Source organism: Streptomyces coelicoflavus, from assembly GCF_045041415.1.
Lineage (GTDB): Bacteria > Actinomycetota > Actinomycetes > Streptomycetales > Streptomycetaceae > Streptomyces > Streptomyces coelicoflavus.
This window is the reverse complement of the sequence record NZ_CP108218.1, coordinates 1,544,659-1,562,819: the sequence shown is the minus strand read 5'-3', so window position 1 is coordinate 1,562,819 and position 18,161 is coordinate 1,544,659. Positions and strand designations below refer to the sequence as shown.

The window sequence follows — 18,161 nt, the reverse complement described above, 5'->3', positions numbered from 1 at the left end:
TTGGAGACAGGCGGAATGCGGCTCTGACCTGCGCGCATGGCGCATGGCACTACGTGGGCGTACGTAGGGATACGTGGGACACGCGTGCGCGTCATTGCGCGGGAGCGAGGTGAATGCGGGGAATCCGGAGGTGCTGGAGGGTGCTCTCAGCGGCCCGGACAGATGGCGCTGGACATGCGGCCGAGGTCGACGTGCCGCCGACTCACCAAGGCAATTCCAGTTCCAGGCATGACGGAAGACTGGCACGGCGATCTGGACCAGGTCCAGCTTAATCCAAAATGTGGACACCCTTGTCTCGTACAGCGAGACAAGGGTGTCGTTGGTCACACGAGTGGCGGCCCGTCGGTCGGACGGCCGAAAACAGACGTGTCGGCGCAGGTCAGGCGGGGAAAGCCCCGGGCCACGGACCCGGAGTGGCCACGTCCGCCTCCTCCTCCACCTTGGTGTCGAACAGACGGAAGCCGCGGCGCTGGTAGTTGTCCATGGCGTACTCGCCGTCCTTGCTGCACGTGTGCAGCCAGACCCGCTTGGTGGTGGCCAGCCCCGGCCAGCGCTCCGCGAGGTCCCAGGCGCGGGCGGTGCCGTACGAGAGGAGGTGGCCGCCGATGCGCCGGCCGCGGAAGGCCGCGATCAGGCCGAAGTACTCGATCTCCACCACCCCGTCGTCGCCGGGTGTCAGCTCCACGTATCCGGCGGGCGTGCCGCGGTCGTGGGCGACCCAGGTCTCCACGCCGGGCCGCTCCAGATGCTCCCGCCACCGCGCGTGGCTCCAGCCGAGCCGGTCCGTCCAGCGGATGTCGCCGCCCACCGAGGCGTACAGGAAGCGGCTGAACTCGGGGGAGGGCACCTCGGCGCGGACGATCCGCACGTCCCCCTCCGGTGCGGCGGCCGGCAGCAGATCGGTGGGCGCCGTCTGCTCCAGGGACCACGTGGTCACGGCGATGTTGGTCATGCCGGTCAGGGAATCATCCGCTCCGCGGATCTGTCGATCCCCGCCCGTGCGGGCCGGTGTGACGCCCGCGCCCGCGACCGCGCGTCAGTCGAGCGCGTCCTCGATCGACGACAGCGGCAGCGCGAACAGCATGCGGCCGGACTGGGACCAGACGTCGCCGGTCCGCGCCGAGTACGACAGCGAGCCCACCGGTCCGCTCCAGCACTGCTGCGACCGGTCCGCGCCGCACTCCGAGGCCCGCGCGCCCTCCCTGTCCTGGCGCCACAGCGTGCCGCGTCCGTCCTGCCCGCCGGCCGCGCGTCCCAGGTACCAGTCGGTCCGGGCCGTGCCGGGCGGGTGGTACGACAGCACGCCGCCGACCTCGGCCGCTCCGGTCTCGTACGCCTCCACCGCGTTCACGTGCCCGGTGGGGTCGGTGACGGGCAGCCCGCCGCGCTCGGCGTCCGTGGTGGGGCGCAGCGCGTAGCGCCACAGCCGGGTGGGCCGGTCGCCGTCCGCGTCGACGTGCTCGCTCGCCACCAGGCTGTCGGGGGTCGTGCCGCGGTCCAGGGAGATCGCGCCGGGGCGGGCCGCGTCGTCGGTGTCGGGGAGCCGGTAGGAGGCGATGGCGGGCAGCACGTACCGGTGGCCGCCCGCCGCCCAGCCGCCGGGCACCCGGCCGACGGCGTCCGCCGCGGTGGTGGCGCGCTGGATCCGCTGCACGTCGTACACGTAGAGCGCGTCGCGGTCCCCGGCGCCCGCGGTGACCAGCAGCTTGTCCTGGTACCAGACCATGCCGGTGACGGGGGAGGCGAGCCCCCGGTAGTCGTGGCCGCCGTCGACCGGGACGGCGAGGAGTGCCGAGGTGTAGCCGAGCCGGGCGGGGTCGTCGGCGTTGACGAAGGAGACCCGGGCGAGACCGCCCTGGGGCGTGCCGTCGTCGAGGGACCAGGCGGAGAGGATGACCCGGTGGCCGGCCCAGCGGCCGTCCTCCTCGGCCTCCCCCGAGGTGGTGACCGCGCCGGGGCGCCAGCCGTCGGTGTCGGCCTCGTCCCAGCAGTAGGCGCGGGTGGCGGCGGGGGAGACCGGCAGCGACTCGCGCTCCCCGGCCGTGCAGTCGGCCGCGTCGCGCAGGGTGCGGTCGGCGGAGTCGAGGACGGTGTCGACGCCCACCGGGTCGCCCATCGCGGCGGAGAGCCGGTCGAGCCAGTCCGTCGGCACCCGGCGCTCGGTCAGCCGCAGCGCGTCGGTGTCGGCGGCGGAGGTCAGGGGCTTGAGGGTGCCGGGGTCGTCGGCGACCGTGGCCTGCGAGGCGCTGATCAGCGTGGCGGCACCCGTCAGGGCGAGGGCCGCGCCGGTCAGGGCGGCGCGCAGCGCCCTGCCCCGTCTGCGCCGGCGGTGTCTGCCGCGCTGCTTCATAGAACCTCCACGGACACCGGACCAACTGTGCTCGACGGTGGTCGCGTTGACCGAGGAGCGGATGAGGCGGTCCGTGGACGATGCTACGGCAGACGGGCGGCCCGGTGGTCGCAGACGATGCAAATATGCGAAATCAACCCGTCTTCACAGTCGAACGGCCCGCCCCTCCACCACCGCCGGTGCCGTGGAGTGCGGGAGCAGGTCACGGGGGTCGGCCGGGAGCAGGACCTTGACCTCCGCGTCCTCGCAGAAACGATACGGCCGGTGTTCCAGGTAGGCCCCGAGGTACCTCCGCACCCGCGACATCTCGGCCCGTACCGTCACCGTGCGGGCCGGGTCGCCGAACATGTCCTCGGCCAGCCCGGCGGCGCTGCGCCCACCGCGGTGCACCGCCAGCAGGTACAGCAACTCCGCGTGCCGCGGACTCAGTTCCCGCGCCCAGTCCTCCGCGCCCCCCAGCACCCGCACCGACCAGCGGCGCGGCTGCCCGAGGTCGAGGACGATCCGGACGGCGCCCCGCGGCACCGGCCCCGCCGCGGCCCGCACCAGCCAGCCCTCCGCCAGCGGCTCCACCGTGCACGCCCCGAACGCCGGCAGCCACCGCGCCCCCGCCTCCGGCGACTTGGGCAGCACCACGCGGTCCAGGTACGGCATCCCCGTCACCGCCGCCGTCCAGCCGTCCCGGTCCGCCACCAGCGCCCGCCCCTCCAGCCGGGCAAGCACCGGCGCCGCCACCGCCCGCAACCGCTCCAGGGACCGGGTGTGCAACTCCCGCAGCCGGGCCTCCGCCAGCTTGGCCACGCAGTCCACCCAGGCCAGCGTGGCCGGATGCATCGTCTCCAGCGGCCCGCTCACGTCGACCACACCGAGCAGCCGCCCGCTGCGCGGGTCGGTGATCGGCGCCCCGGCGCAGGTCCAGGCGGCCTGGGACCGGACGAAGTGCTCGGCGGCGAAGACCTGTACGGGCCGCCGGGTGACCGCGGGCGTCCCCACGCCGTTGGTGCCGACCACATCCTCCCGCCAGTCCGCCCCGAGCTCGAAGCCGAGCCCGTCCGCCCGGCGCAGCACCCGCGCGCTGCCCTCCCGCCACAGCACCCGGCCGTCCTCGTCCGCGACCACCATGATGTGCTGGGCGACGTCCGCGACCGGCAGCAGCGCCTCCCGCAGCACCGGCAGGACGTGCCGCAGCTCCGAGGACGCGCGCCGCCGCCGTACCTCCTCCGGCGCGAGCAGCCCGGAGCGGAAGTCGTGCTCCGGGTCCACTCCGCTGCGCAGCATCCGGTCCCAGGACTGCTCGATCACCGGACGCGGCGCCACCGGAGCCCGCCCGCCCGAGAGTCTCGCGGTGCGGACCTCATGGAGCATCCGGGCCGCACGCGCCGTGTCGACGGCGGCGAACTGCGTCACGTCCATGGGCGAGAGCGCCACGGGACCTCGTCCTTCCGGAAGTCGAATGTTCGTCTCATACTGACCGGTTGCCCACGCCGGACGGGCACAGTCCGCACACAGCCGACCGCAAGTTGCAACCCCCTGCAACCCTGGTGGACGGCTTCGCGGGTGTCCAAACTTGAACCGCGCCGTCCCGAGCGGCGTACGCGGCCTGATCGGGCCCGTGTGGCGGGGGTGGTGCCGTGTCGGCGCAGCACCACCCCCGCGCCACCCGGCCGGGATCAGGCCACCGGCCGGGCCCGCTCCACCACCGCCGCCAGGTCCAGCGTCGGCGGCAGCGTGCCGAAGGCCGCGCCCCCGTCGCCGCCCAGCCGCGAGGCGCAGAACGCGTCGGCGACCTCCGGCGGCGCGTACCGCACCAGCAGCGCGCCCTGGAGCACCAGCGCCAGCCGCTCCGCCAGCAGCCGCGCCCGCCCCTCGGCGGCGGCGAGGTCGGCCAGCTCCGTCAGCAGCCCCCGGATCGCCGCGTCCAGCCGGTGATCGGCCCCGCGCGCGGCGCCCACCTCCGTCAGATACGCGTCCAGTGCCGCCGGATCCCGCTCCAGCGCCCGCAGCACGTCCAGCGCCTGCACGTTCCCGGCGCCCTCCCGGACCGAGTGCAACGGCGACTCGCGCACCAGGCGCGGCATACCGGACTCCTCCACGTACCCGTCGCCGCCCAGGCACTCGGCCGCCTCCACCACGACCGGCGCACACCGCTTGGTCACCCAGTACTTGGCCGCGGGCACCGCGAGCCGCAGCAGCGCCCGCTCCCGCGCGTCCCCGGCCTCCGCGGCGTCGCAGGCCGCCGCCAGCCGCATCGCGAGCGTCGTGGCCGCCTCCGACTCGAGCGCGAGATCGGCCAGGACGTTGCGCATCAGCGGCTTGTCGGCGAGCTTCCCGCCGAACGCCTCCCGGTGGGCGCAGTGGTGCACCGCCTGCGCCACCGCCTGCCGCATCAGCCCCGCCGACCCCAGCACGCAGTCCAGCCGCGTCGCCGCCGCCATCCCGGCGACGGCGGCCGTCCCGCTCCCCTCCTCGCCGACCCGGCGCGCCCAGGTCCCGGCGAACTCGACCTCCGCCGAGGCGTTGGACCGGTTGCCCAGCTTGTCCTTGAGCCGCTGGATCAGGAACACGTTGCGGGTGCCGTCCGCCAGCACGCGCGGCACCAGGAAGCAGGTCGGCCCGCCGGGAGCCCGCCCCAGCACCAGGAAACCGTCCGACATGGGCGCCGAGCAGAACCACATGTGCCCGGTCAGCCCGTACGTCCCGTCCTCGGCCAGCGGCCGCGCCGACGTGGTGTTCGCCCGCGGGTCGCTGCCGCCCTGCTGCTCCGTCAGGCCCGTCCCGAACAGCACCCCGGCCTTCAGGCGGGCCGGCCGCAGCCCCCGGTCGTAGACGCGGGAGGTGAGCCGGGGCTCCCACTCGGCGGCCAGCTCCGGGTCGGTGCGCAGGGCGGGCACCGCCGCGTGGGTCGTGGACAGGGGGCCGCAGACGCCCGCCTCCACCTGGGTCCACAGGACGAACCCCGCCGCACGCCGTACGTGCCCGCCCGGCCGCGACCAGGCGTCGGTCAGGCCCGCCGAGACGCCCTTGCCGAGCAGCCGGTGCCAGGCGGGGTGGAAGTCGACCTCGTCGACGCGGCGGCCGTACCGGTCGTGGGTGCGCAACACCGGGAGGTTCGCATCGGCCTGCGCGCCCCACTCCTGGATCTGGAGCGCCCCGCAGCGGCGGCCCGACCCGGACAGCTCCGCGACCGCCTCCTCGCGCAGCTCCGCCGCCAGATGCCGCTCCACGGCCTCCGCCAGGGCCCGGTCGGCGGCGAAGACGTCGTAGCCGGTCAGTGGCGGCGCCTGATTCGTCACGGTGTGGGTACTGCCTGCCATGGACGTGAACCTACCCTGCCGCGGGGCCGCGGCGGACCCGGTTCTGGATCACCGGACGTCCGCGGATGAGTGCCACCCCGGGCGGCGGATACCTTTAGGGCGTGCAGCCAGCAAGTGACTCCCCCGAACGGCCCTCGGGCCGGCTCCACCGTGCCCGAGTTCTGTACCGGAACGTCTCCAAACGCAGGACCGCCTGGCTGCTGCTCAAGGACACGGTCAACTCGTGCATGGAGTACCGCATCCTCGGCCTCGCCGCCGAGGCCGCGTTCTTCACCCTGCTCTCGGTGCCGCCCCTGCTGCTGAGCCTCCTCGGGCTGCTCGGCTACGTCGACTCCTGGATCGGCGCCGACACCACCGAGAGCCTGCGCACCAACATCCTGGACGCCTCCCGCGCGGTGCTCTCCGAGAAGGGCGTCAAGCAGATCACCGAGCCGATCCTGGACGACGTGATGAAGGGCGGCCGGCCCGACGTCATCTCCATCGGCTTCCTGTTCGCCCTGTGGTCGGGCTCCCGCGCGGTGAACGTCTTCATCGACACCATCACCGTGATGTACGGCCTCGACGGCGTCCGGGGCATCGTCAGGACCCGGCTGATGGCCTTCCTCCTCTTCATCGTCGCCCTGCTGATCGGGTCGATCGCGCTGCCGCTGATGGTGGCGGGACCGGACGCCGTCGTGCGGGTGGTGCCCTGGTCGACGACGGTCGTCCAGGTCCTGTACTGGCCGGTCGTCATCATCCTGTCCGTGGCATTCCTGACCACGCTGTACCACGTGTCCGTGCCCGTGCGTTCCCCGTGGATCGAGGACGTCCCCGGCGCGCTGGTCGCCCTCGCCATGTGGGTGCTCGGCAGCTTCCTGCTGCGCATCTACCTCACCAGCACCGTCGAGGGCCCCACCATCTACGGCTCCCTGGCCGCACCCGTCGCCGTACTGCTGTGGATCGGCGTGTCCGCGTTCGCGGTGCTCGTCGGCGCGGCGGTCAACGCGGCCATCGACCGGGTGTGGCCGGCCGCCGCCACCGCGGCCGCCCGCGAGGCCAACGAGCGGCTGCGCCAGGCCCAGGTCGCCGAGTACGTGGCCCGCACCTCCGCCAACGGCGAGGGCGACCCGGACATGCCCTCCGAGTTCCCGGAACGCTGGTCCCGCTTCCTGCCGCCCGAGGACGTCACGGCCCGCCTGCGCACCCACCCGAAGAGCCCGCCGCCCGCGCACCACAACCACCATGACGGCGGCCACGGCCACGGCGGGCACGGCCACGACAAGCCCGAGGCCTCCTAGTACGCCTGCCGGGGGCGGGCTCAGCGGCCGGTCAGCTCGCGGCGCGCCCGGGCCGCCGCGCCCAGCGGCACGGCGTCGGCGCCCAGGGCCGCCCGCAGCAGTTTGACGGGGTGCCCGCTGATCGGCGGCTCCGCGGCGAGCCGTTCCCGGATCAGCGGTTCGAGCAGGGTCCAGGCGCCGCTGACGCCACCCCCGACCACGACCGTGCCGATGTCGACGAGGCCGGCGGTCATCACGATCGCGCGCGCGATCCCGGCCCCCGCCGCCGCGTACACGGCACGGGCGTCCGCGTCACCGGCCCCGGCCGCCTCGGCCACCTCGCGGGCGGTCAGCTCCCGCCCGGTGCGCTCGCCGTAGCGCGCCCGCAGGGACCGGGCGGAGGCCAGCGTCTCCAGGTGGCCCCGGCCCCCGCAGGTGCACGGCAGGTCGCCGAAGCCGGGGACGTGGCCGATCTCGCCGGCCGCGCCGTGGGCGCCGGTGCGCAGCTCCCCGCCCGTCCACAGCGCCCCGCCGACTCCGGTGCCCAGGGTCATGCCGAGGACGTCCTCCTCGCCCGCCGCCGCGCCGCACGCGATCTCGCCGCGCAGGAACGCGTTGACGTCGTTGTCGAGGAAGGCGGGCACACCCAGCACGGTCCGCAGGGTCGACGTCACGGGGAAGCCGGCCCAGTCGGTGAAGGAGTCGCTCGCCACCAGGACGTGACCGGAGGCGGCGTCGACCACTCCGGCGGCGCCCACCCCCACGGCGGCCAGCCGTCCCGGCGTGCGTGCCCGTACGACGGCGAGCGCGTCGAGAGCGGCGGCGATCATCGCCCGGCCGCCGCGGCCGGCCGGAGTGGCCGTCTCCGCGCGGTCGAGCACCGTCAGTTCCCCGTCGCAGAGCACCACCTGGGTGCTGGTGCCGCCGATGTCCACCCCGGCGAAGACCGGCGTGTCGTGCCTGCTCACCCCTGCTCCTCCGTCCGCCCGGCGGCGAGGGTCGCCAGCCGCTCGGCCCGGCGGCCGCGCTGGACGACCGGGTCGGGCACGGGCACCGCCGCCAGCAGGCGCCGGGTGTAGTCGGTCTCCGGGTGGAGCAGGGTGGCCGACGTGAGTCCCTGTTCCTCGGCCCGCCCCGCCCGCATCACGACCACCCGGCGCGCGAACTGCTGCACGACGGCCAGGTCGTGGGAGACGAACAGGCAGGCGAAGCCCAGCTCCTCCTGGAGCTCGCGGATCACTTCGAGGACCGCCTGTTGCACGCTCACGTCCAGGGCGCTGGTGGGCTCGTCCGCCACCAGCAGCCGCGGTTCGAGGACCAGGGCACGCGCGAGGCTCACGCGCTGGCGCTGGCCGCCGGACAGCTCGCGCGGAGTCCGCCGGGCCACCTCCCGCGGCAGCCGCACCCGGTCGAGGACGTCGGCGACCAGCGCCTCCCGTTCCCTCCGGGACAGTCTCCGGCGGTGCACCCGCAGCGGTTCCGCGACGCATTCGCCGACCGTCATCCGGGCGTCCAGCGAGGCGACCGGGTCCTGGAGGACGACGCCGATGCCGGCGCGCAGCGCCCGCCGGGCCCGCGCACGGGTGCGGGCCAGGTCGGCGCCGAACAGGGTGACGGAGCCCGCGGTGGGGCCGATCAGGCCGAGCGCCACCCGGGAGGCGGTGGACTTGCCGGAGCCCGACTCGCCCACCAGGCCCAGGGTTTCCCCGGGGTGGACGGCGAAGGAGACACCCTTCAGGGCGTGCACCGCGTGCTTCCCGCGGCCGAAGACCACGGAGACGTCCTTCAGTTCCACCGCCGGTTCTCCGGCGGCCGCGGCGTCGGGCTCCGGCGCCGGCTGCTCACCGGGCCCGTCGGCCTCGGCGACCGAGAGCCGGGGCACGGCGGACAGCAGCCGTTTGGTGTAGTCGTGCGAGGGACGCAGCAGCACGTCCTCGACGGGTCCCGTCTCCACGAGCGCGCCCTGGTACATCACCGCGACCCGGTCGGCGAAGTCCGCGACGACGCCCATGTTGTGGGTGACCAGCAGGACGCCCGTGCCGGTCTCCGCCGCCAGCCGCCGCAGCAGGTCGAGGATCTCGGCCTGCACGGTCACGTCGAGCGCGGTGGTGGGCTCGTCGGCGATCAGCAGCGCCGGTTCGTTGGCGATGGCCATGGCGATGACGACGCGCTGGCGCTGACCGCCGGAGAGCTGGAACGGGTAGGAACGGGCCCGCTGCTCGGGCTCCGGGATGCCGACCCGGCGGAGCAGTTCGACGGCGCGCTCGGCGGCGTCCGCCGCGGAGATCCGCCGGTGGTTGCGGATGACCTCGGCGATCTGCTTGCCGACGCGGCTGAGCGGGTCGAGCGCGGTGGCCGGTTCCTGGAACACCATGGAGACGGTCGAGCCGCGCAGCCCGGACAGCCGCTCCTCGTCGGCGCCGACGATGTCGGTGCCGTCCACGACGGCCCTTCCGGTGGCGCGGGCGTTGCCGGACAGCAGCCCCATGGCGGCCAGCGCGACGGTGGACTTGCCCGAGCCCGACTCGCCGACCAGGGCGAGCGTCTCGCCGGGCGCGACGTGCAGGGACACGCCGCGCACGGCGTGTACCGTGCCGGTCTCCGTGGTGAACTCGACGCCCAGGTCGTCGAGGTCGAGGATGTGCTCCCCGGCGACGGGAGCGGCCGGTCGTCGAACGGCGCTCATGCGCGCCCCCTCACGTCGAATGCGTCCCGGAGTCCGTCTCCGATCGCGTTGAACGCCCACACCACCAGGATGATGGCGAGGCCGGGTGGCACGATCAGCCACCAGTAGCCCGAGTAGGCGGCGGTCATCCCCGTGGAGAGCATGCCGCCCCAGTCGGTGGACGGGGGCTGGACGCCCAGGCCGAGGTAGGAGACGTAGGCCACCAGCAGGATCGCGTCGGCGATCTGGAAGGTGGCCGCCACGATGACGGTCGACACCGAGTTCGGCAGGATGTGCCGGACGATGGCCCGCCCGTGGCCGCCGCCGATCGCGCGGAGGGTGAGGACGAAGTCCCGGTTCTTCAGCGTCAGGGTCTCCGCCCGCACCAGCCGCGAGGGCACCAGCCAGGAGATCAGGCCGAGGATGAGGACCAGGCCGGTCAGGTCCGGGGTGGTGATCGCGGAGACCACCAGCAGGATGAACAGGGCGGGGATGGCGATGCCCGCGTCCACCACGCGCATCATCACCGCGTCGATCCAGCCGCCCGCGTATCCGGCCGCGGCGCCCCACAGGGTGCCGATGACCGTGGCGAGGACACCGGCCGACAGACCGACGATCAGGGACACCTTGCCGCCGTACATCAGCCGGCCCAGCTCGTCGTGGCCGACCGCGTCGGTACCGAGCCAGTGGGCGCCGCTCGGCGACTGGTTGACCTGCTGGAGCAGCGTGTGCGTCTGGTCGGTCTCGTAGACCAGCGGACCCACGAAGCAGAACAGCACGAAGAACACCACCACGCCCAGCCCCACCACGGCGAGGCGGTTGCGCAGGAAGCGGCGGACCGCGAGCCGGGTGCCGGAGACGGCGGGCGCGGGCTTCGACTCGAGCCCGTCCAGGGAGGCGAGGGAGCTCATGACCGGCCTGCCTTCACTCGGGGGTCGATGACGCGTTGCAGGATGTCGGCCAGGAGGGTGCCGGTCACCGTGGCGATCGAGATGACCAGGACGCATCCCAGCAGCACGGGATAGTCGGAGGACTGGGCGGCGGTCCAGAACAGCAGGCCCATGCCGGGGTAGTTGAAGAGCTGCTCCACCACCAGCGCGCCGCCGAAGAGGACCGGTACGTAGTAGCCGAGCATGGCCACCACGGGGGTCAGCGAGTTGCGGAAGACGTGCCGCGTCAGGATGGCCCGGGGGCGGGAGCCGCCGGCCCGCGCCGTGCGCACGTAGTCCTCGGTCAGGTTCTCCAGCGTGGCCGAGCGCATGTAGCGGCTGAAGACGGCGACCATCGTGGCCGCCCCCGCCACCACCGGCAGCACCAGGCCCTGGGGCTGGGCGAGGATGTCGGCGACGCTGTTGCCCTGGGGCGCCTGGGCCGGGAACCAGGGCAGGACCTGGCTGAAGACCAGGACCAGGATCAGCCCGAGGAAGTACACGGGGGTGGAGTAGGCGATGAAGCTGAGCGTGGTGATGACGTAGTCGGCCGGCTTGTTGCGGCGGACCGCCTGCCACACGCCGAGCGGCACCGCGAACAGCAGGCCGATGGCGGCCGACAGGACGGTCAGCAGCAGCGTCTTCGGCAGCCGCTCGGTGATCAGCTGGGAGACGGGTTCGTTGAGGGTGTAGGACATGCCGAGGTCGCCGTGGACCAGCTGGTTCAGGAAGTACAGGTACTGAACCGGCAGCGGCTTGTCGAGCCCCTGTTCGTGGTTGAAGGCGGCGATCTGCGAGGCGGTGGCCTGCGGGCCGAGGATGCCGCGGGCGGGACCCCCGGGCAGGGCGTGCAGCAGGCAGAACACCACGACGGTCACGAGGAGGACCACCGCCAGGGCCTGCAGGACCCGCCTGATCAGGAAGGAGTAAGTGCTCATGGTTTTCCGGGTGGCTGGGTGCGGACGGGGCGGCTGCGGGTGAGGCGGACCGGGCCCGGGCTCACTCGGTCCACGCCCACATGGCGGGGTGGAAGTTGGCGAGGGAGTCCTGGGCGAACCCGCCGAGTCCGTCCCTGATCACGGAGACCTGGTAGTCGGGCTCGGGGAGCCAGATCACGGGCAGGTCCTCGGCGAGGGCCTTGCTGTAGGCGAGCATGGCGTCGGACGACGAGGAGGTCGTCGTCCGGTCGATCAGCCGGTCCACTTCGGGGTTGGAGTAGTTGCCGAAGTTGGAGCCGCCGCCGCTCGCGAAGAGCGCGTCACCGCTGGGATAGGCGGGGAAGTACCAGCTGCCCGCGCTGCCGAAGAAGGAGAGCTGCCACGTGCAGGCGGGGTCGTCCGGCTCGCACTGCCCGGTCTGCGAGAGGACCGAGTTGACCGGCGCGGTCTTGATCTCGAAGTCGATGCCGGTCTCCTCGAAGGAGGACTGGAGGGCGCTCATCATGTTGTCCGTCTCCGTGGAGCCGGACTGGGCGAGCACCCGCATCCTGAACTCGGTGCCCTCCTCGACCCCCTCGCCGCAGTGCCCCGCGCCCTCGCCCGGAGAGGTGCACACCATGGTGCCGTCCTGCTCGGTCCAGCCGTGGTCCGTCAGCAGCCTGCGCGCCTCGGAGTTGGAGAACGGGTACGGCTCCGCCTTCTGCTCCTCGGAGAGGAAGGCGGACGGCTGCCCCTGCGGGACGGGACCGTACGTGGGGACCGCGGTGCCGTTGTAGAGCACCTCGGACAGGGTCTTCTGGTCGACCGACTTCTGGATGGCCTGCCGGGCGTACAACTGCTTGAAGACCGGGCCCATCTCCGGGTTGTTGAAGTTGTACGGCATGTAGGTGACGGCCCAGCCGGACCAGCGCTCGACGTGGTAGCCGAGGTCCGTGAAGGACTTCTTGATGCCGAGGTCGGAGGCCCGGATGTAGCCGTAGTCGACGGTGCCGGCCCGCAGCGCGTTCTCCTCGGCGGCCACGGTGGTGAAGGAGAGCAGGTTGATCTGCTTCACGTGGGCCGCGCCCCCGCCGTCGTACTTCTCGTTCTCGGTCAACTCGACCCGGCCGGAGGTGGAGAAGGACTTCAGCCGGTACGGTCCGCTGACCGTCTTCCACAGCGGGTCGCTCGCGTAGTGGGAGATCTTCTTGCCGGCGTCGATCAGGTACGTCCAGACCTTCTTGGCGCCGGCCGCGGTGCGGTCGAGGTCGGAGACGGTGCCCGAGTCGCTGGTCTTGTCCCACGCGTGCTGGGGCATCACACGGATCATGCTCAGCTCGTCGGCGAGCATCCACTGCCGGTTGTAGGCGCGGTCGAACTCGAGGGTGAAGTGCCGGTCGTCGAGGGTCTTGAAAGAGGTCCAGACGTCCGGCGCCTTGCCCGGACTGTAGCTGGCCCACGCCTTCTTGTTCGCCCGGACCAGGTTGTACCAGAACTCGACGTCCCGGGAGGTGACCGGTTCCCCGTCGCTCCAGTGGCGGTCGCCGAGGGTGATGGTGACGCTCTTGTTGTCCGCGGCGAATTCCGCGTCCGTCGCCAGGGAGTTGTCCTTGTTCCAGCCGATCTCGCCGGCGGAGCCGTCATACGCGATCAGGGGCTCCCACATCGCCTGGGATATGGAGGAGTTGTTGGTGTTGAGGTGCCCCGGCGTTCCGATCGGGACGATCCAGTTGGGGGTGAAGTTCGCCGGGAGCGCGTAGTTGATCTCGTTCTTCGAGCCCGACGGGGCGGAGACACCGCCCGTGCAGCCGCTGAGCAGCACACCCACGGCCGCGCATGCGCCGGCGACGAGCGCCCGGCGTCGGCGTGTCGCTGTGCGAGCAGGGGACATGTATCTCCTCCAGGTGAATGGCGTGGAGGTCAGCTAACGCCTGCCTCGGCGCAGGTACAAACAAAGTTGGGTAACAACTAAGTATCTCCGGTTCTGAAAAAAGTCCGGGACGCTGTCACCGCAGCGATTTACTGGGTGAATACCCATTCACGGGACGGCGTTTCAGGCGTACTGTCTGCATCGGACCGACCGTGGGGAAGTAAGTACGTACATGAATGAAATAAGTACGCGGAGCCGGAAGACGGCCGGCACCTCGGCGCTGGCGGCGCGCGCCCTCGAACTCGTCGCCTCCGGCCGGGCGACCTCCCGGGCCCAGCTCGCCGAGCTGCTCGGCGCCGCGGCCTCCAGCGTCTCGGTGGCCGTGGCCCAGCTCGTCGAGCACGGCCTGGTCGCCGAGGAGGGGACCCAGTCCTCCACCGGCGGACGCCCGCGCAAGGTGCTCAGACTCGGCGGCCAGGACGAGTTCGCCGTCGCCGCCGACCTGGGCGGCAGACACGCCCGCGTCGGTGTGGTCCTGCCGGGCGGCGAGCTGAGCGACGTCTCCACCGTGCCGCTGGTGATCGCCGACGGCCCGCAGGCGGCCCTGACCGGACTCGCCGCCACCCTGGAAGAGCTGGTCGAACGCCACGGCAGGGCACGGCTGCGGGGCGTCGGACTCTCCCTGCCCGGCCCGGTCGACACCGCCACGGGACGCGTCGTGCAGCCCTCCCGCATGCCCGGCTGGAACCGCTTCCCCGTCGAGTCGTGGCTCCGGGAGCGCTTCGCGGTCCCCGCCGTCGCCGACAACGACGCGAACTGCATGGCCGTCGGCGAGCACACCGCCCGCAAGGGCCGCCACCAGCAGGTGATCATGGTGAAGACGGGCACCGCGATCGGCGCCGCCGCCCTCGTCGACGGCCGGCTCTACCGAGGCGGCACGGGAGCGGCCGGGGAGATCACCCACATCCGCATCGCCCGTGGCGACCACGTGCCCTGTTCCTGCGGCAACACCGACTGCCTGGAGACGGTCGCCTCGGGCGCCGCCCTCGTCCGGGTGCTGTGCGAGGAGGGCGTCGACGTCGGCAGCGCCGAGGACGTGGTGCGGCTGGCCACCGACGCGCACCCGGAGGCCAACCGGGCGGTGCGCAGGGCGGGGGACTACCTCGGCCAGGTGCTCGCCGCCAACGTCAACTTCTTCAACCCGGACGCCGTCTACCTGGGCGGCATCCTCTCCACCGTCGAGCCGTTCGTCGCCGCCGTCCGCAGCCAGCTGTACGAGAGCTGCCACCCGCTGGTCACCGAACACCTCGCCATCGAACGCGCCGTCCTCGGCGCCGACGCGGGTCTCCTGGGCGCCGGACAGTTCGCCCTCCAGCGGGCGCTCGCGCAGGCCCTGCGCGAGGTCGGCGGAGCCCAGCTCGACCCGGACCGGTTCCGGACACCCGCCACTCCCTGAGCGATCCCCGCACCACCCGCACGAGCACCACCCGCACGAGCAGCACCCGCACGAGCAGCACCCGCACGAGCAGCACCCGCACGAGCAGCACCCGCACGAATGAGGAGCCATGTCCCACCCCAGCACCCCCGCCTCCGCCCCCTCGCGCCGCCCGGTCGTCGCCATCGCCGGTCTCGGCATCGAGTCGTCCACCTTCTCGCCCGCCCGCACCCAGGCCCCCGCCTTCCACCCCTCCCGCGGCCAGGCGGTCCTGGACCGCTACCCCTTCCTCGCCGCCGGCGAGGAGCTGCGCGAGGCGGCCGACTGGCACGGCGCCCTGGTCGGCAAGTCGCTGCCCGGCGGCACCGTCACCGCCGCGGCCTGGGACGAACTCACCGGGGAACTCCTCACCCGGCTCGCCGCCCTGCCCCCGCTGGACGGCCTCTGGTTCGACATTCACGGCGCCATGACCGTCGAGGGCGTCGACGACGCCGAGGCCGTGCTCCTCGAGAGGGTGCGCGCCGTCGTCGGCGACGACGTGATCGTCTCCACCTCCATGGACCTGCACGGCAACGTCTCCCGCGCCCTCGTCCACCGCAGCGACCTCATCACGTGCTACCGGATGGCCCCGCACGAGGACCACATGGAGACCAAGGAACGCGCCGTCCGCAACCTGCTGACCCACCTCGCCTCGGGCGCCCCCCGCCCGCTGAAGGCGTGGGTGCCGGTCCCCGTCCTGCTGGCCGGTGAGCAGACCTCCACCCGGATCGAGCCCGCGAAGAGCGTGTACGGGGCCGTTCCCGAGGTCGAGGCCGACGAGGGCGTGATCGACGCGGCGATCTGGGTCGGCTACGCCTGGGCGGACGAACCCCGCAACCGGGCCGCGGTCGTCGTCACCGGCCACGACGAGCGGGCCGTGTCCGCGGGCGCCGAACGGCTGGCCCGCGGCTTCTGGGACGCCCGCCACGACTTCGACTTCGTCGCCCCCACCGGCACCTTCGACGACATCCTCGACGAGGCCCTGGCCGGCGAGCGACGCCCGTACTACGTCAGCGACACCGGCGACAACCCGACCGCGGGCGGCGCCGGCGACGTCACCTGGGGCCTGACGCGACTGCTGGCCCGCCCCGAGTTCCAGAAGGAGGACGGACCGACCGTCCTGTACGCCTCGGTGCCCGGCCCCGAGGCCGTCCGGCGCGCCGCCGAAGCGGGCGTCGGCGCCACGGTGACGGTGACGGCGGGCGCCGAGGTCGACGACCGCCACGCCGGCCCCGTCACCCTCACCGGTGTCGTGCACGCCGTCCGGCTCGGCGACCGTGACGCCCGCACCGAGGTCGTCGTACGCGTCGGCAGCGCCTACGTGATCCTCACCGAGCTGCGCAAGCCCTACCACCACGAGCACGACTTCACCGGCCTGGACCTCGACCCGCGCGGCGCCGACGTCGTCGTCGTGAAGATCGGCTACCTGGAGCCCGAGCTGTTCGCGATGGCCGCCGACTGGAAGATGGCCCTCACCCCGGGCGGCGTCGACCAGGACCTGGTCCGCCTCGGCCACCACCGCGTCCGCCGGCCCCTGTTCCCCTTCGACCCCGCCATGGCGGACCCGGACCTGACCGCCCGCCTGATCCCGGCCGCCGACCGGCCGCTGACCGGGGACGACGAATGAGCCCCCGCCCCAGCCTCGAGATCGCCGTCGTCTCCCCGGCCGGCGCCCGCACCGCCCGCGAGAACGGGGCGGACCGCGTCGAACTGTGCACCGCACTGGAACTCGGCGGCCTGACCCCCTCGACCGCGGCCGTCGAGGCGGCCGTCGAGTCCGGGCCGCCCGTCCACGTCCTCGTCCGCTGCCGCCCCGGCGACTTCGTGTACGACGCCGAGGAGATCGCCCTGATGGCCGCCGAGGTGCGCAGCGCCCTGCGCGCGGGCGCCCGCGGCGTCGTCGTCGGGGCGCTGACCGCGGACGGCGGTCTCGACACCAGCGCCCTCACGGCACTCGCCGACGCGGCTGGGGACACCGACCCAGCCGCGCAGATCACGCTGCACCGCGCGGTGGACCAGGCGGCCGACCCCGTGGCCGCCGTCGCGGCGCTGCCGCGGCTCGGCATTACCCGCGTTCTCACCTCCGGCGGCGCGCCCACCGCGATCGAGGGAAGCACGGTGCCGGCCGCCATGGCCGCGGCAGCTCCCGGGGTCGACGTGGCCGCCGGGGGCGGAGTGCGGCCGGACGACATCGCCGCTCTGCTGGCGGCGGGCGCCACCTCGGTGCACCTCTCCGCCAAGACCCGGGCGACCCCCCGGCGCGCGGTCGGCTGGGTGCCCCTCGGCGCCGGCGGCACCTCGGCCGACGACGACACCCACTTCCTCACCGACGGCACCGTCGTCGCGGCGGCCAGGAGAGCGCTCGACGACGCCGCCGCACGGAGTGAGGAGGTCCCGGGCACCCCTCGGTGACGCCCGGCGCGCCGAACCGGGACACTGGCACCGTGGACGCACTCGCCGGACTGCTGGAGGGCCCCAGGGCCCGTGGAGCCTTCATGATCCGCGCCTGCTTCGACCCGCCCTGGGCCGTGCGCGTCGAGGACGGGGCGCCGCTGACCGTGATGCTGATGGTCCGCGGCGACGCCTGGATCGTGCCGGACACGGGGGAGCGGCTGTGCCTGCGGGCCGGGGACCTGGCCGTCGCGCGCGGCCCCGACCCGTACGTCTGCGCCGACGACCCCGCCACCGCACCGCAGGCGGTGATCCTGCCCGGCGGTGCGTGCAGCTACCCCGACGGACGCCCCCTCAACGGCTCGATGGACCTCGGCGTACGCACCTGGGGCGACCGCGCCGACGGCGAGGCGGTCCTGCTCATCGGCACCTACCTGGTCCGCGGCGAGATCGGTGGCCGGCTCCTCGACGCGCTGCCACCGCTGCTGTCCCTCACCGCCGAGGCGTGGGACAACCCCCTCACTCCCCTGCTGATGAACGAGGTCACGCGGGACGAACCGGGCCAGGAGGTCGTCCTGGACCGGCTCCTGGACCTGCTGGTGATCGCCGCGCTGCGGGCCTGGTTCGCCCGGCCGTCGGCCGCGGCACCCGCCTGGTACCGGGCGCTGGGCGACCCGGTCGTCGGCCGGGCACTGCGGCTGCTCCAGGACGACCCGTCGCACCCCTGGACCGTCGCGACCCTGGCCGAGCGGACCGGCGTCTCCCGCGCCGCGCTCGCCCGCCGCTTCACCGATCTGGTCGGCGAACCGCCCATGGGCTACCTCACCGGCTGGCGCCTCGCCCTGGCCGCCGACCGGCTGCGCGACAGCGAGGACACCCTCGGCGCGATCGCCCGCCGGGTCGGCTACGGCAGCGCCTTCGCCCTGTCCACCGCCTTCAAGCGGGTGTACGGCGTCAGCCCGCAGGAGTACCGGGTCCCGGCCCCGGCGTAACCT

The 18,161-nt window shown here is 73.4% G+C and carries 15 protein-coding genes; 5 read left to right on the top strand and 10 right to left on the bottom strand.

Annotated elements, in window-relative coordinates; translation table 11 throughout:
* Positions 1-146: 146 nt before the first annotated feature.
* The 5 genes from OHA99_RS06960 to OHA99_RS06940 form a co-directional block, all read right to left on the bottom strand.
* Positions 147-230 (bottom strand): putative leader peptide, encoded by an 84-nt coding sequence (locus OHA99_RS06960; RefSeq protein WP_309475039.1) that lies wholly within the window; start codon positions 228-230, stop codon positions 147-149.
* Between the two features lie 149 nt (positions 231-379).
* Positions 380-952 carry a GNAT family N-acetyltransferase gene (locus tag OHA99_RS06955; protein ID WP_007387819.1) on the bottom strand — a complete coding sequence of 191 codons (573 nt, stop codon included), beginning with the start codon at positions 950-952 and terminating at the stop codon, positions 380-382.
* Positions 953-1,036: 84 nt separating this feature from the next.
* Entirely contained in the window at positions 1,037-2,350 is a 1,314-nt protein-coding gene (locus tag OHA99_RS06950; RefSeq protein WP_381584975.1) for a hypothetical protein, read from the bottom strand.
* A gap of 144 nt (positions 2,351-2,494) precedes the next feature.
* On the bottom strand, positions 2,495-3,778 hold the full coding sequence (locus OHA99_RS06945; protein WP_366471193.1) for a GAF domain-containing protein: 1,284 nt from the start codon (positions 3,776-3,778) through the stop codon (positions 2,495-2,497).
* Positions 3,779-4,020: 242 nt separating this feature from the next.
* Entirely contained in the window at positions 4,021-5,664 is a 1,644-nt protein-coding gene (locus tag OHA99_RS06940; protein WP_405694726.1) for an acyl-CoA dehydrogenase family protein, read from the bottom strand.
* 101 nt (positions 5,665-5,765) lie between these two features.
* Here OHA99_RS06940 and OHA99_RS06935 point away from each other — a divergent pair, with 101 nt between their 5' ends.
* Complete coding sequence (locus tag OHA99_RS06935; protein ID WP_194279885.1) at positions 5,766-6,941, top strand: YihY/virulence factor BrkB family protein; 1,176 nt, start codon at positions 5,766-5,768, stop codon at positions 6,939-6,941.
* Between the two features lie 20 nt (positions 6,942-6,961).
* On the opposite strand, the gene OHA99_RS06930 is transcribed toward OHA99_RS06935, so the two are convergent.
* The 5 genes from OHA99_RS06930 to OHA99_RS06910 all read right to left on the bottom strand — a co-directional run bounded on the left by OHA99_RS06930 (position 6,962) and on the right by OHA99_RS06910 (position 13,322).
* On the bottom strand, positions 6,962-7,888 hold the full coding sequence (locus tag OHA99_RS06930; protein WP_405694724.1) for an ROK family protein: 927 nt from the start codon (positions 7,886-7,888) through the stop codon (positions 6,962-6,964).
* Positions 7,885-9,606 (bottom strand): dipeptide ABC transporter ATP-binding protein, encoded by a 1,722-nt coding sequence (locus OHA99_RS06925; RefSeq protein ID WP_405694722.1) that lies wholly within the window; start codon positions 9,604-9,606, stop codon positions 7,885-7,887. The genes OHA99_RS06930 and OHA99_RS06925 overlap by 4 nt, the downstream gene beginning before the upstream one ends.
* Entirely contained in the window at positions 9,603-10,496 is an 894-nt protein-coding gene (locus OHA99_RS06920; protein ID WP_007445362.1) for an ABC transporter permease, read from the bottom strand. The genes OHA99_RS06925 and OHA99_RS06920 overlap by 4 nt, the downstream gene beginning before the upstream one ends.
* Positions 10,493-11,452, bottom strand: coding sequence for an ABC transporter permease (locus tag OHA99_RS06915; RefSeq protein ID WP_153177335.1), 960 nt, complete (start codon positions 11,450-11,452; stop codon positions 10,493-10,495). The genes OHA99_RS06920 and OHA99_RS06915 overlap by 4 nt, the downstream gene beginning before the upstream one ends.
* Positions 11,453-11,513: 61 nt before the next feature.
* The gene (locus OHA99_RS06910; protein WP_153177334.1) at positions 11,514-13,322 is read right to left on the bottom strand and encodes a peptide ABC transporter substrate-binding protein; all 1,809 of its coding nucleotides are present in this window, start codon (positions 13,320-13,322) and stop codon (positions 11,514-11,516) included.
* A gap of 211 nt (positions 13,323-13,533) precedes the next feature.
* Here OHA99_RS06910 and OHA99_RS06905 point away from each other — a divergent pair, with 211 nt between their 5' ends.
* The 4 genes from OHA99_RS06905 (at position 13,534) to OHA99_RS06890 (ending at position 18,158) form a co-directional block, all read left to right on the top strand.
* The gene (locus OHA99_RS06905) at positions 13,534-14,757 is read left to right on the top strand and encodes an ROK family protein (RefSeq protein WP_405694719.1); all 1,224 of its coding nucleotides are present in this window, start codon (positions 13,534-13,536) and stop codon (positions 14,755-14,757) included.
* A 109-nt stretch (positions 14,758-14,866) separates the two neighbouring features.
* Positions 14,867-16,402 carry a M81 family metallopeptidase gene (locus tag OHA99_RS06900; protein ID WP_405694716.1) on the top strand — a complete coding sequence of 512 codons (1,536 nt, stop codon included), beginning with the start codon at positions 14,867-14,869 and terminating at the stop codon, positions 16,400-16,402.
* Complete coding sequence (locus tag OHA99_RS06895; RefSeq protein ID WP_405694714.1) at positions 16,399-17,187, top strand: copper homeostasis protein CutC; 789 nt, start codon at positions 16,399-16,401, stop codon at positions 17,185-17,187. The genes OHA99_RS06900 and OHA99_RS06895 overlap by 4 nt, the downstream gene beginning before the upstream one ends.
* Positions 17,188-17,219: 32 nt before the next feature.
* Positions 17,220-18,158, top strand: coding sequence for an AraC family transcriptional regulator (locus tag OHA99_RS06890; protein ID WP_405694712.1), 939 nt, complete (start codon positions 17,220-17,222; stop codon positions 18,156-18,158).
* The last annotated feature ends 3 nt before the right edge of the window (positions 18,159-18,161 follow it).